This is a genomic window from Sphingobium sp. MI1205 (genome assembly GCF_001563285.1).
Lineage (GTDB): Bacteria > Pseudomonadota > Alphaproteobacteria > Sphingomonadales > Sphingomonadaceae > Sphingobium.
Genome location: NZ_CP005188.1, coordinates 2,785,933 through 2,800,084, shown reverse-complemented (window position 1 = coordinate 2,800,084; position 14,152 = coordinate 2,785,933). Strand labels below are relative to the sequence as shown.

Below are 14,152 nucleotides of genomic sequence, written 5' to 3'. Positions count from 1 at the left end.
AACCGCCGTCCTGCGCGTCTGGCTACCGCTTTTCGTGATTGGCGGCGACAGCCCTGGCCACTGCCTGCATCAGTTCCCAACGCGCCGGTATGGGTTCGGTCGTGCTGCCGATCATGACCGCCACGGCATAGCTGGTGCCGTCAGGCGCGGTCATGATGCCGACATCATTATAGCCGGTCGAGCGCGCGCCCAATACCTGGCCGGTGCCCGTCTTGTGCATATAGCGCCATCCCGCCGGCACGCCGCCCTTGATCCGTTGCGGCCCGGTTTTGGCCTCGCTCATGATCGACATCAGTAACCGGGACGATGCGGGGGAGAGCATGTCGCCTTCCTTGAGCTTCGCCAGCGCATGCACGATAGCGGAAGGGGCCGCTCCATCTGGCGGGCTGGCGAGATAATTGTCGAGCGCCCTTTTGCGCGCTTCGATGGGCAGCCGGGAGCGGGCCGCGTAGAAATTGCGGCCTATCGAATAATCCTGCCGCCATTCCAGGCCCGCCGCGGTCGCCTGCAGCAGCCGTTCGCCGGGGCCGAAGCGGACATCCTTTATAAAGCGGCGGGCGAGATAGGAGCGCACAGCCTCCGGCCCGCCGACAGAGCGCAAGAGCGTGTCGTTCGCCGTATTGTCGCTGTTCATCATGGCGCGGCGCATGAGGTCGGAATAGCTGGTGGTCCATCCCGTGCTGCCGACGAGTCCCGCGGACGGCTGATGGAAAAGGGTGAGATCCTTGCGGGTGATCGTGGTCGTGTCGGAAAGGCGCAACTTGCCGCGATCGACCGCATCGAGGACGGCCATCGACACCCAGAGCTTCGACACGCTCTGCTGCGGGAAGAGAAGGTTGCCGTTCCAGGCGACGGTCCAGTCGCTGCCAATGCGGCGGACCGCGATGCCAACCTTTCCATTGAAGCTTTGGCCGAGGTTGCGGACCACGCTGACCAAGGCGGGCGGCGGCGTTTCGCGCTGATCGACGGCGAGCGCCTGATAGGGCTTGGGCGGATTGGCGACCGGCTTGATCGGGAAGGTCGATGTCGTCGGTTGCACGCGCTGTGGGGCGCGAGCCTGCGGTTCCCCCGGCGCGCTGACACAAGCCGAAAGCGCCGCGATCAACAAGACAAGGCGGGCAGTACCGCCATCAGGGCGCAACCCGCGCCCGTTATTTCCATCACTCATTTGCGTCCCCGCTCTCCCACCCTTCCTCTTCGTGGCGCGGACCTTCTGGCTGGCAAGTTTCATGCGACGAATGATTCCACATTTGCGATGTAAGGAGCATGAACGGCGTACTGCTTGCGCTCAGTCAAGGTTAAGGCGGTACGCCTATGAGGGTGCAATGACTGGCGAATTTCTGGATAGGCGGACGCTGCTGCTGAGCGGAGCGGCGTTGGCAGGCGGGTTGATGCTGGGCGGTCCGGCGATGGCTGCGCCCTTCACCTCGCGGCGGATCGCGGTGACGGTTCGGGGGACGGGGCGCGACGTGCTGTTGATTCCGGGGCTGGGGAGCGGGCCGGGCATCTGGAACGGTGCGATGGCGGCCGTGCCGGGCCATCGCTGGCATCTGATCCATGTGCGGGGGTTTGGCGGGCTGGCGGCAAACGCCAATGCGGCCGGGCCGCTGGTGCAGCCGCTTGCTGACGAGATCGCGCGCTATATCGGCGCGGCGGGACTGCGGCGTCCTGCCATCGTCGGTCATTCAATGGGCGGCACGCTGGCCATGATGGTGGGATTGAAGGGGCTGGCCGGGCGGCTGATGGTTGTCGACATGCTGCCCGAAGGCGCGGCGATGGTCGGCGGCACGGCGCAGGGCATGGGCTATCTGGCCGACCAGATCAGCCAATATTTCACCGGGACCAGGGCGGGGCGCGCCTATCTGGGGCAGATATTGGCGCAGGCGCCGGGCGCGAAGGGGAGTGACCCGGACGTCATTGCCAACGCGCTTCGGGATCTGGCGAATATCGACCTTGGGCCGCAACTTGCGCGCATCGATGCGCCGATGGATGTGGTCTATGCGGTGGGGTCCGACCCCGCGCAGGCGACCGCGATCAGCCGCAATTTCCGCGCCGCCTACGCCGCCAAGAAGGGAGTGAGGCTGCTGCCGATCGGTCCCAGCGGGCATGTCGTGATGGCCGACCAGCCGACACGCTTTGCGGGCATGCTCAAGGATTTCCTGCGGGTCTGATCAGGGCGCCAGCACGGTGTCCACGGCCACGGGCAGCATGTCGGGATAATCGAGCGTATAGTGCAGCCCCCGGCTTTCCTTCCGCTTGAGCGCTGAGCGGACGACCAGTCGCGCGACTTCCAGCAGGTTGCGCAGTTCGATGAGGTCCGCGGTCACCCGGAAATGGCCGTAATATTCATCCACTTCCTTGGAAAGCAGGTCGATGCGGTGCTGCGCCCGCTCCAACCGCTTGGTGGTGCGGACGATACCGACATAATCCCACATGAAGCGGCGAATTTCCTTCCAGTTATGCTGGACGATGACCTCTTCGTCGGAATTGGTGACGCGGCTTTCGTCCCACGGAAGAACCGGCGGCGGCGGGGGCAGGCTGTCCCAGTTGGAACGGATGTGCCGGGCGGCCGCTTCGCCGAAGACGAGGCATTCGAGCAGCGAGTTGGAGGCCAGGCGGTTTGCGCCATGCAGCCCGCTTTCAGTGACTTCCCCTGCGGCATAGAGGCCGGGCAGGTCGGTGCGGCCGTCGAGGTCGATCACCACGCCGCCGCAGGTATAATGCTGGGCCGGGACGACCGGGATCGGTTCTTTGGTGATGTCGATGTCCAGGTCCAGCAGCCGCGTGTAGATGGTCGGGAAATGCTGGCGCACAAATTCGGGCGGCTTGTGGCTGATGTCGAGATGGACATAGTCGAGGCCGAGCCGCTTGATTTCATGGTCGATCGCGCGGGCGACGACATCGCGCGGGGCCAGTTCGCCGCGCGGGTCGAAGCGGTCCATGAAGCGCTGGCCGCCGCCGGGTACGCCGGGGGGGAGTTTCAGATGGCCGCCCTCGCCGCGCACGGCTTCGGTGATCAGGAAATTCTTGACCTCCAGATTGTAGAGGCAGGTGGGGTGGAACTGGTTCATTTCCATGTTGGAAACACGGCAACCCGCGCGCCAGGCCATGGCAATGCCATCGCCGGTCGCCCCGCGCGGCGCTGTTGAGAAGAGATAGGTGCGCCCCGCGCCGCCGGTGCAGAGGATCGTCGCCTTGCCCAGCAGAGCGTCGACATGCTTGGTTTTCTTGTTGAAGGCGTAGACGCCCCAGACATGGCCGTCGCCCGAATAGTGTTCGCCATGGCGGCTGGTGATGAGGTCGATGGCGACCAGATCCTCCAGCAAGGTGATGTTGGGATTGGCGCGCGCGGCCTTGAGCAGCGCGACCTGAACCGCATGGCCGGTGGCGTCATCGACATGGACGATGCGGCGGTGGCTGTGGCCCCCTTCGCGCGTCAGGTGCCAGCGTTCGCCAAATTCGTCGCCGCCGTTGAAGGGCACGCCAAGCTGAGCCAGTCGTTCGATCGCGGCCGGGGCTTCGGAAACGACGAACTCCACCGTTTCACGATTGTTGAGGCCCGCGCCCGCGACCATCGTATCTTCGATATGCGCTTCGAAACTGTCGCCCCCGTCGAGCACCGCGGCAATGCCGCCCTGCGCCCAGTTGGTCGAGCCGCTGTCGAGCGCGGCCTTTGCCAGCACCACCACCTTGCGGTCCTGCGCCAGGTTGATCGCGGCAGTGAGACCGGCTGCGCCGGAGCCGATGATGACGACATCGTGAGTGGTGGTAGGCATTCGGAACCTTACTCCCCTCCCGTTGACGGGAGGGGCTGGGGGTGGGCCAGCGCAAGCGTCGCTTCAATGTGAGACACCACGCCTTCAAGATTTTCCATCACATCCACATTGCGAAAGCGCAAGATTTGATAGCCTAGGGAGCGACAGTAATCTTCTCGGCGGGCATCATAATCAACGCCGTGGTCGTGGCTCGCTCCGTCTATTTCGATGATGAGGTTCAATTCCCGGCAGAGGAAGTCGGCGAAGTAAGGGCCGATGGGCATCTGGCGGCTGAACTTATGGCCGAGTTTGCGGGCGCGGAGGTGTTGCCACAATAGCCGTTCGGGTGTTGGTGCGTTGTTTCTTAGTTGCTTTGCGCGGACTGTGTTGCGGGGTTGGAAAGGTTGTGCCAGCCCACCCCCTAGCCCCTCCCGCTAGCGGGAGGGGGAACATGCGAATCTTCCGTCACTAAGCCGCCGTTGTCAGGCTGAGGAACACATCCTCCAGATCGGGGTCGCGCGTGATGACGTCAACGATGGACAGGCCGCTCGCCTGAACGGCGTTCAGCACCTGGCCTGCATTGGCGCGGTCCTTCATATAGGTGATCGTCAAGGTGCGCGGGTCGGAAAGCTCCACCTTCTCGAAACAGGGCGCGTCCGGCGTCGTGGCGATGTCGCGGTCAACGGTGACCTGCACCACCTTTTCCTGCGCCATCGCGATCAGTTCGCGCGTTGGTTTGTCAGCGATGACGCGGCCATGGTTGATGATGCCGATCCGGTCGCACAGCTCCTCGGCTTCCTCAAGATAGTGCGTCGTCAGCACGATCGTCACGCCGAGCGTGTTGAGTTCGCGCACATATTCCCAAAGCTGCTGGCGAAGCTGCACATCGACGCCCGCGGTCGGCTCGTCCAGCACCAGGATCGGCGGGCTGTGCACCATGGCCTTTGCCACCAGCAGCCGCCGCTTCATGCCGCCGGACAGGGTGCGGGCATAGGCGTGGGCCTTGTCCTCCAGATGGACGGCGCGCAGCAATTCCATCGAGCGCCGCCGTTCCTTGGGCACGCCATAGTAGCCCGCCTGGTTTTCCAGTGTTTCAAAGGGTGTGAAAAAGGGATCGAAGACGATTTCCTGCGGCACGATGCCGATCGAATTCTTGGCATTGCGGGGGTTCTGGTCGATGTCGAAGCCCCAGATCCTTGCCGACCCGCTGGTCTTGTTCACCAGCCCTGCGAGAATGTTGATCGTCGTGGACTTGCCCGCGCCATTGGGGCCGAGCAGGCCGTATATCTGGCCGCGCGGGATCGAAAGGCTGATGTCGTCCAGTGCGCGCTTGCCGCCCGCATAAACCTTGGTGAGGTGGCTGATTTCGATGGCGGGGGGGATAGCGTCGGTCATGGCTGCCTATTGTGGGGAGGGCACGGCCGAAAGGGAAGGGCGTGCGCGCTAGAAGTCGTCGGCAATGTCCATGAGGCCAAGCAGCTTCCGGGGCGCCACTTCGCGCCAGCTTTTGTGCAGCCTGTCCTCGATCTGGTCCCAGTCCGTATCGCCCAGGTCGAGGCGGATGCCGACCCAGCCGTCGCCGAAATAGGCGGGGCGGAAATAGCGCGCGGGGTCGCTGTCGATCAGCATCGCCTGTTCTTCCGGCGCGGTTGTCTTGACGAGCAGGGCAATGACGCCGTCGCCATGATGATCCTGGCGGAAATAGGCGAATTTCTTGCCCTTTTCTATGCCGAAGCAGGGCATGCCATGAGACATGACCTCGGCCGCCTGAGGCAGGGCGAGGGCATGTTCCCGTACCTTGTCCAGCAGCCAGCCGGGCTGCCGATCGCGCGTCACGAAGTCGGCAAGGGTGCGCGAGTAAAGCTGATGCTCGGCGATCAGGATGCGGGCGGCCAGCGTTTCGGCGCTGTCGCCGGGCAGGATGGCGACTTCCGTTTGGGCCAGCACCGGGCCGTCATCCAGTTCGCTGGTCACGACATGGACAGAGCAGCCCGCATGGCTGTCGCCCGCGTCCAGCGCCTTTTGATGGGTATCGAGGCCCTTATATTTCGGGAGCAGGCTGGGGTGGATGTTCAGCATCCGGTTTTCCCAGCCAGTGACAAATTCAGGCGAAAGCAGGCGCATGTAACCGGCGAGCGCCACATATTCCACGCCCGCCTTGCGCAGTTGTGCGTCGATGATCCGGTCGAATTCGGCGCGCTTGAGGCCCTTGTGGCTTTGCGCGAAGGTGGGGACGCCTTCGGCCTGCGCCAGCGTGAGGCCAGCGGCTTCCGGGTCATTGGCGGCGACCAGCACGATCTTATAGGGGCAGGACGGATGCTTGGCGGCATAGAGGAGCGCCGCCATGTTGGACCCGCGCCCGGAAATCAGAACGCCGACCTTTGCCTTCGCCATATAGTCCCCGTTCCGGCTGAGCCTGTCGAAACCCAGCTTTTTCTACTAACCTTAACCCGCATTTAACCCAGATGCGTCGCGGTCCAGTCGGCCTTTGCGCTCCAGGTTTCCTGGCTTCCCCTGACGGTGCAGCCCTTCTCGCCCGCTTCCACGATTCCGACGCGAACCACGGTTTCGCCTGCCGCTTCCAGTTCGGCCGCAACCGCATCCGCTGCGTCTGCATCGACCGCCAGCACCATGCCGACGCCGCAGTTGAAGGTGCGCGCCATTTCTTCCGGCTCGATATGGCCCTGGGCCTGGAGGAAGGCCATCAGCCGTGGCTGTTCCCAGCCATCGGCATCGACAATGGCATGGCAGCCATCGGGCAGGACGCGCGGGATATTTTCCAGCAGGCCGCCGCCCGTAATGTGGGCAAGCGCGTTGATCTTGCCATCGCGGACGAGCGGCAACAGCGCCTTCACATAGATGCGCGTCGGCGCCATCAGCGCGTCGATCAGCAGCACTTCATTGTCGAAAATCGCCGGACGATCAAGCTTCCAGCCCTTGTCTGCGGCAAGGCGGCGGACCAGTGAGAAGCCGTTGGAATGCACGCCCGAGGAGGTGAGGCCCAGCAGGACGTCGCCAGCCTTCACGCGGTTACCGGTCAGCGCCTGCGACCGTTCTACGGCGCCCACGCAGAAACCGGCAAGGTCATAGTCGCCTGCGGCATACATGCCCGGCATCTCGGCCGTTTCGCCGCCGATCAGGGCGCAGCCCGCCTGGCGGCAGCCCTCGGCAATGCCTGCGATCACGCGCTCGGCGACGCCGCTCTCCAGCTTGCCGGTGGCGTAATAGTCGAGGAAGAAAAGCGGTTCCGCGCCCTGCACGATCAGGTCGTTGGCGCACATGGCGACCAGATCGATGCCAACGCCATCATGCCGGTCATGATCGATCGCGAGCTTCAGCTTGGTGCCCACGCCGTCATTGGCCGCGACCAGCAGCGGATCGTCATAGCCAGCCGCTTTCAGGTCGAAAAAGCCGCCAAAGCCGCCTAGCTCAGCGTCGGCGCCGGGACGGCGGGTGGCCTTGGCGAGCGGGGCGATGGCGCGGACCAGCGCATTGCCCGCGGCGATATCGACGCCAGCCTTGGCGTAGCTGTAGGATTCGGTGTCGCTCATGGGCCAGCGCCCTAAAGCAATGAGGCGGAAAACGGAACGGGAAATGGGTTGCCGCTTGGCAGATCGGGCAAATCTCGCCAAAAGGGCGCGCGTGAGCCTGTCGCCAGCCTTGTCCCGCCTGAATTTCCGGCCCTTGCGGCTGCTTCGCCTGTTGTCGCGACCGGCCCAGATTATCGGCGCGATCGCGTTCGGACTCGCCGCAGCGGCGCTGTTCGCACAGATGGAAGGCGAACGCGGCGTGCCGCCGATCGCCAGCGGCGGCGATTATCAAGTGAGCGGCATCAAGGTCGATGTGCTGGGCAAGGACGCCAGCAGCGCGCGGCTGGCCGGATGGCGGCTGGCGCAGCGGCAGGGTTGGCGGATGCTGTGGACGCGCACCCACGGCAATGCGGGCGTGCCCAACCTGTCCGATTCGCAGCTGGAGGCGATGATTTCCGGCGTGGAAATCGAATATGAACAGATCGGTCCGACCCGTTATGTCGCGACGCTGGGCATCCTCTTCGACCGGGCGCGCACGGGCCAGTTGCTGGGCGTGTCGGGCAATGTCATGCGCTCGCCGCCGTTGCTCGTCATCCCGGTGATGTGGGACGGCGGGTCCGCCGTGTCCTATGAACGGATCAATGAGTGGCAAAAGGCGTGGGCGCGGTTTCGTACCGGCGAGAGCGCCATTGATTATGTGCGGGTCAGCGGGTCGATCGCGGACCCGATACTCCTCAATGCCGGACAGGTCGGACGGCGCGGGCGCCTGTGGTGGCGCGTGCTGCTCGATCAATATGGCGCGGCCGATGTGGTGGTGCCCATCGCCCGGCTGGAACGGCAATGGCCGGGCGGTCCCGTCACCGGAACCTTCACGGCGCGCTACGGACCCGACGATCATCTTATCGGCAGCTTTTCGCTGCGTGCTTCGGCTGAAAGCGCGATCCCGCAGATGTTGGACGAAGCCACGCGCCGGATCGACCAACTCTATACCACCGCACTCAACGATGGTCGCTTGCGGCCTGACCCGTCGCTCATCATCGAGGAACCCATCGACCCGGATGCCCTGGCGATCGAAAATGGGACCGACCTGCCCGTGGAAGTGCTGGACGGGCCGACGACGACTGCTGCCACCGCCAGTTTCTCGATCCAATTCGACACGCCTGACGTTGGATCTGTGACGCAGGGCGAAGCGGCGGTGCGGTCAATTCTGGGCGTCCGTTCGGCGGCGACCAGCAGCCTGGCGCTGGGCGGCACATCGGTGATGCAGGTCAGCTTTGACGGCACGGCCGACGCTCTGCGCGCTGCGCTGCAGGCGCGCGGCTTTACCGTGTCGGGATCCGGCAACGCCCTTCGCATCCGGCGTGGCGGGGCGTCCCCTGCGGGAGCAGCGCCGCCGCAATGAGCCAGATCAGCCTGCCGTTCGAATGGCCAGGGCAGGGGGCGGACGGCGATTTCCTGGTCAGCGACGCCAACAGCGTCGCCGTCCGGCATCTGGAAGGCTGGCGCGACTGGCCGCTGGCGACGAGCGTGTTGAGCGGGCCTGCCTTGTCTGGTCGATCCATGCTGGGGCGGCGCTTTGCCGCCATGAGTGGCGGCCGGGTGATCGACGATGCGGAGGGGCAGGATGACCGGCTGCTGTTCAACGCGTGGAACGATGCGCAGACAAGCCGACGACCGCTGCTGCTGATCGGCCGGGATGCCCCGACCCGCTGGGATGTCGCCTTGCCTGACCTTCGTTCGCGGCTGGCAGCGGCGCCTCATGTCGTCATCGCGGAGCCTGACGAACCCCTTGCCCGCGCCTTGATCGAACGGGCGTTGGGGGCGATGGGCGCGCATTATGCGGCGGATTTGCCCGACTGGTTGCTCCGCCGGATCGAGCGCAGCTATACGGTGATCGCGCAGGTCACGCGGTTGCTTAATGAGGCCGCCCTGTCATCGGCGCGTAAGATTTCTGTCGCTATGGCGAAAGAGACCCTGCAAGACGCTGGATACTTGCCTATAGTGCCGGATGATCCGCAGCCCTGATCAACGTGAGAGAGACGTGGCCGAAGCCGACCCCTCCGCCAGCCTGACCCTGCCCAGCGACCGCTATTTCAATCGGGAGCTGTCCTGGCTGGCGTTCAACCAGCGGGTGTTGGAGGAGGCGATGAACCGCGCGCATCCGTTGCTCGAACGGCTGCGCTTCCTGTCGATTTCCGGCGCGAACCTTGATGAATTCTTCAGCGTGCGCGTGGCCGGGCTCAAGGGGCAGCAGTTGCAGGATGTCGACATGCGCTCCGCCGACGGGCTGACGCCGGGGCAGCAGCTGGCCGCGATTGCCGATGAAACGACGCGGTTGATGGCGGCACAGCAGAAGGTGTGGGGCGCGCTGCATGGCGAATTGACGCAGGTGGGGATCGAGGTGATCGGCCCTGGCAGCCCGATCGATCCAGGAAGCGAGACATGGCTGCGCGAGCATTTCCTGACGCAGGTATTTCCGATACTCACGCCCCAGGCGCTCGATCCGGCGCATCCTTTTCCTTTCATACCCAATCAGGGCCTGTCGATCGTCTTCGACCTGGAGCGGCTGTCGGACAAGCAGCCTATCCGCGAACTGGTGATGATCCCGTCCTCGCTTGCCCGCTTCGTCCGGATGCCGGGCGAACCGGCCCGCTACATGGCGCTGGAGGCGGTGATCCGGCGCTTTTCGGCTGATCTTTTTCCTGGCTATCGGGTGCGCAACAGCGGCGTGTTCCGCATCATCCGCGACAGCGACATCGAGATTGAGGAAGAGGCGGAGGATCTGGTCCGCTATTTCCGCAGCGCCATCAAACGCCGCCGCCGGGGGCGCGTGATCCGGCTGGAGATTGAGGAGCGCATCCCCGAGCCGGTCGAGGAAATGTTGCAGGACATGCTGCAGGGGCATGAAGCGATGATTGCGGAGGTCGAGGGGTTTGTCGGCATCGGCGACCTGTCAGGCGTCGTGGACGAAGATCGCCCAGACCTGAAATTCGAACCCTATGCGCCGCGATTCCCGGAACGAATCCGCGAATATGGCGGGGATTGCTTTGCGGCGATCCGGGCGAAGGACATCGTTGTCCATCACCCCTATGAAGCCTTTGACGTCGTCGTTTCGTTCCTGAAACAAGCGGCTTCCGACCCAGATGTCGTGGCGATCAAGCAGACGCTGTATCGCGCGGGCAAACAGTCGGCGATCATCCGCGCGCTGATCGACGCGGCGGAGGCGGGCAAGTCGGTGACGGCCGTGGTCGAGCTGAAGGCGCGGTTCGACGAGGAGCAGAATCTGATGTGGGCCGACGCGCTGGAGCGTGCGGGCGTGCAGGTGGTCTATGGCTTCATCGACTGGAAGACCCACGCCAAGGTGTCGATGATCGTGCGGCGCGAGGGCGAAGCGTTCCGCAGCTACTGCCATTTCGGCACCGGCAATTACCACCCGGTGACGGCGCGTATCTATACCGACCTCAGCTTCTTTACAGCGGACCCGGCCTATAGCCGCGATGCCGCCGCGCTGTTCAATTACATCACTGGCTATGTCGAGCCGGAGCGCCTTGAAAAGCTGGTCATGAGCCCCCGCGACCTGCGCAACCATCTTTGCGCGCTGATCGATGCGGAAATCGACCATGTCCGCGCGGGGCGGCCCGGCACCATCTGGGCCAAGATGAATTCGCTGGTCGATCCCGCGATCATCGAAAAGCTCTACGCCGCCAGCAATGCTGGCGTTCAGATCGACTTGATCGTGCGTGGCATATGCTGCCTGCGTCCGGGCGTACCGGGCATGTCGGAAAATATCCGGGTCAAGTCGGTCGTCGGCCGCTTCCTGGAACATAGCCGCATCACTGTGTTCGGCAACGGCAAGGCGTTGCCCAACAATGGCGCGAAGGTGTTCATCAGCTCGGCCGACTGGATGCCCCGCAACTTCGACCGCCGCGTCGAATTCCTTGCCCCTGTGGAAAACCCGACCGTGCACGACCAGATTCTGGACCAGGTGATGGTGGCCAATCTGATCGATACGGAACAGAGTTGGGAGTTGGACAGCGAGGGTCATTATGCCCGCGTGGATTCAGCTGGAAGGCCGTTCAACCTGCACCGCTATTTCATGACCAACCCGTCGCTGTCGGGCCGGGGCGCGGCGCTGGACAGCGAAGCCGTCCCGACATTGCGCCTGCGCGGTCGGGCCTGAGCGCCGCATGAACTCCATGCTCAGCCAGGTGCGCGCCATCGCCGGGACGATGGCGACATCGCCTGAACATGCCAAGGCGCGTACGGCTATCATCGACATCGGGTCCAACAGCGTCCGCCTGGTCGTTTATGATGGCCCGCGCCGCATCCCCTTCATCCTCTTCAACGAAAAGGTGATGGCGGGGCTGGGCGCGTCGCTGGGCAAGACGGGGCAGATCGAACCGGAGGCGATGGAGCGCGGGCTGCGCGCGGTCGGCCGCTTTGCGCACCTGTGCCGCGAAATGGACGTGCGGGAGGTGCGCTGCGTCGCCACGGCGGCGGTGCGCGATGCCGCCAATGGCGATGAGTTTCTGCGCCGCGCCAAGGCGATAGGGCTGAATGTCGAGCTGCTTTCGGGCGCGCAGGAGGCGATCGCCGCGGCCTATGGCGTGCTGTCGGGTATTCCGGGCGCCGACGGGATCGTGGGTGACTTGGGCGGAGGCAGCCTGGAGCTGGCGCGAATCCGCGATGGCGCGGTGCATGAGACGATTTCGCTGCCGCTGGGGGTGCTGCGCCTGCCGCAGATCCGGGCGAAGGGGCCGGGCGTGCTGGAGCGGCAGGTCAAGAAGATGCTGGCCAAGGCAGGCTGGATCGTGGAGCCGGAACTGCCATTCTATCTGGTGGGCGGATCGTGGCGCGCGCTGGCCCGATTCGACATGCAGCTCACCAACTTTCCGCTGCCGGTCGTCCATCAATATGCGATGCCGGCGTCGCGCGCCGAGCAGTTGACGCGGATCGTGTCGCATGTCGGTCGCGCGCGGTTGAAGGATATTCCGGCCATGACCGGATCGCGCGTGCCGACGCTGCCGGATGCGGCTGCGCTGCTGTCGGTTATCGTGCGGCAATTGAAGTCGCGCGACCTGATCGTGTCCGCCTATGGCCTGCGCGAAGGATTGTTGTTCGAGGATCTGCCCCCCGATATCCGCGCGCACGACCCGCTGCTGGTCGCGGCAGAGGCGGAAGGGGAAGCGCAGGGCCGCTTTGCCGGTCATGGCGACATGATCGACCGCTGGATCGCCCCTGTGTTCCAGGATGACGATCCGGCCCGCCGCCGCATCCGCCGGGCGGCATGCCTGTTGGCCGATGTGGGATGGCGCGCCAATCCGGATTTTCGCGCCGAACGCGGCGTGGAGATTGCGCTGCACAGCAATTGGGTGGGCATCACCGCGCCCGAACGCGCCATGCTGGCGCAGGCGTTGCACAGCAATTTCGGCGGAGGGGCGGGTATCGCCACTGCTATCGACGGTCTTGCTTCTCCAGCGGCGCTGAAACGGGCGACCCTGTGGGGCTTGGCGATCCGGCTGGGCCAGCGATTGTCGGGCGGGGTCGAGGGGCCGTTGCTGGGATCGAAGCTGGAAATGGCGGGCGACACGCTGGAATTGCGGCTGCGGGGCGTGGATGCCGACCTGTTCGGCGAAGCGGTCGAGCGGCGGCAGCGCAATCTGGCGCAAGCCATGGGGGTCAAGTACCGGATGGCCTGGTGAGGGCGAGGCTTGACCGGTTTTTGCTTACGCAGAGGCGCAGAGGATGCGGAGGAGTAAATAGCTTCCCGAACCGTTCGGGCTGAGCCTGTCGAAACCCATTCCTGTTGTTGTAACGAACAGCCCTGCGACAAGCTCAGGGCGAACGGAGGGACGGCGTTCGATTCCCTTCATCCCCTGCGCGAAACCAGCACAGCCCAAAACTTGCCCCCGCACGCATATGGCCCTATTGCGCGCGCGCATGAACAGCAAGCACGCCCCCGATCCCGCGCTCCTCGCGAAGGCCGAAACCCTTGTCGAGGCGTTGCCCTATATGCAGCGTTATGCGGGGCAGACATTTGTCGTGAAATATGGCGGCCACGCCATGGGCGATCCCGAAGCGGCGCGCGATTTCGCCGAGGACGTCGTGTTGATGAAAGCGGTCGGCATCAATGTCGTCGTCGTTCACGGCGGCGGTCCGCAGATCGGCGCGATGCTGCAGAAGCTGGGCGTCGAATCGCAGTTTATTGGCGGGCTGCGCGTGACCGACAAGGAAACCGCGCAGATCGCCGAAATGGTCCTGGCGGGTTCGATCAACAAGGAAATCGTCGGCTGGATCGCTGGCGCGGGTGGCCGGGCCGTGGGCATTTCCGGCAAGGATGGCGGTCTGGTCCTGTGCGAAAAGGTGCTGGGCAAGCGGCAGGCCGATCCCAATTCCGGGATCGAGCGCAATGTTGATCTGGGCTTTGTCGGCGATCCGGTGAAGGTTGACCGCAGCATCCTCGACACGCTGACGCAAAGCGGCATCATCCCCGTTGTCGCTCCTGTAGGGATCGGCGCGGACGGCCACACCTACAATGTCAACGCCGACACGATGGCGGGCGCGATTGCGTCGGAACTTCAGGCGTCGCGATTCTTCCTGCTGACCGACGTTCCGGGCGTGCTGGACAAGCAGGGCCAGTTGCTGACCGACCTCGATCCGGCGGCGATCAGGGTGTTGCAGGAGGATGGCACGATCAGCGGCGGCATGATTCCCAAGCTGGAAACCTGCGTGAAGGCGGTCGAGGGCGGCGTGGACGCCGCCGTCATCCTGGACGGCCGCGTGCCCCATGCGATGCTGCTGGAAATCTTCACAAGACGCGGTGCGGGCACTTTAGTGCGCCGGTAAGTTGCCTGTTGGTGGATGAGC

The 14,152-nt window shown here is 64.4% G+C and carries 12 protein-coding genes; 6 read left to right on the top strand and 6 right to left on the bottom strand.

The window, feature by feature from the left end; genetic code table 11:
• Positions 1-22: 22 nt before the first annotated feature.
• Positions 23-1,168, bottom strand: a complete 1,146-nt coding sequence (locus K663_RS13805; protein WP_062120956.1) for a serine hydrolase — start codon at positions 1,166-1,168, stop codon at positions 23-25.
• Between the two features lie 157 nt (positions 1,169-1,325).
• On the opposite strand from K663_RS13805, the gene K663_RS13800 reads away from it, so the two are divergent.
• On the top strand, positions 1,326-2,171 hold the full coding sequence (locus K663_RS13800; RefSeq protein WP_062118669.1) for an alpha/beta fold hydrolase: 846 nt from the start codon (positions 1,326-1,328) through the stop codon (positions 2,169-2,171).
• Here the strand turns inward: K663_RS13800 and nadB are convergent, their stop codons facing one another.
• The 5 genes from nadB to purM all read right to left on the bottom strand — a co-directional run bounded on the left by nadB (position 2,172) and on the right by purM (position 7,306).
• Positions 2,172-3,776, bottom strand: coding sequence for an L-aspartate oxidase (nadB, locus tag K663_RS13795; protein ID WP_062118666.1), 1,605 nt, complete (start codon positions 3,774-3,776; stop codon positions 2,172-2,174).
• Positions 3,777-3,784: 8 nt separating this feature from the next.
• Positions 3,785-4,090: an endonuclease domain-containing protein gene (locus tag K663_RS13790; protein ID WP_235589451.1), complete on the bottom strand. Its 306-nt coding sequence runs from the start codon at positions 4,088-4,090 to the stop codon at positions 3,785-3,787.
• A 133-nt stretch (positions 4,091-4,223) separates the two neighbouring features.
• Complete coding sequence (locus K663_RS13785; protein ID WP_062118660.1) at positions 4,224-5,150, bottom strand: ABC transporter ATP-binding protein; 927 nt, start codon at positions 5,148-5,150, stop codon at positions 4,224-4,226.
• A gap of 48 nt (positions 5,151-5,198) precedes the next feature.
• The gene (gene purN, locus K663_RS13780; RefSeq protein ID WP_062118657.1) at positions 5,199-6,149 is read right to left on the bottom strand and encodes a phosphoribosylglycinamide formyltransferase; all 951 of its coding nucleotides are present in this window, start codon (positions 6,147-6,149) and stop codon (positions 5,199-5,201) included.
• A 62-nt stretch (positions 6,150-6,211) separates the two neighbouring features.
• Positions 6,212-7,306, bottom strand: coding sequence for a phosphoribosylformylglycinamidine cyclo-ligase (gene purM / locus K663_RS13775; RefSeq protein WP_062118654.1), 1,095 nt, complete (start codon positions 7,304-7,306; stop codon positions 6,212-6,214).
• Between the two features lie 43 nt (positions 7,307-7,349).
• On the opposite strand from purM, the gene K663_RS13770 reads away from it, so the two are divergent.
• The 5 genes from K663_RS13770 (at position 7,350) to argB (ending at position 14,131) form a co-directional block, all read left to right on the top strand.
• Complete coding sequence (locus tag K663_RS13770; RefSeq protein ID WP_443018952.1) at positions 7,350-8,687, top strand: heavy-metal-associated domain-containing protein; 1,338 nt, start codon at positions 7,350-7,352, stop codon at positions 8,685-8,687.
• Complete coding sequence (locus K663_RS13765; RefSeq protein WP_062118651.1) at positions 8,684-9,310, top strand: hypothetical protein; 627 nt, start codon at positions 8,684-8,686, stop codon at positions 9,308-9,310. The genes K663_RS13770 and K663_RS13765 overlap by 4 nt, the downstream gene beginning before the upstream one ends.
• A 16-nt stretch (positions 9,311-9,326) precedes the next feature.
• Complete coding sequence (locus K663_RS13760; RefSeq protein ID WP_062120951.1) at positions 9,327-11,465, top strand: RNA degradosome polyphosphate kinase; 2,139 nt, start codon at positions 9,327-9,329, stop codon at positions 11,463-11,465.
• A 7-nt stretch (positions 11,466-11,472) separates the two neighbouring features.
• Positions 11,473-12,987 (top strand): Ppx/GppA family phosphatase, encoded by a 1,515-nt coding sequence (locus tag K663_RS13755; protein WP_062118647.1) that lies wholly within the window; start codon positions 11,473-11,475, stop codon positions 12,985-12,987.
• Positions 12,988-13,225: 238 nt separating this feature from the next.
• Positions 13,226-14,131, top strand: coding sequence for an acetylglutamate kinase (gene argB, locus K663_RS13750; protein ID WP_231567983.1), 906 nt, complete (start codon positions 13,226-13,228; stop codon positions 14,129-14,131).
• The last annotated feature ends 21 nt before the right edge of the window (positions 14,132-14,152 follow it).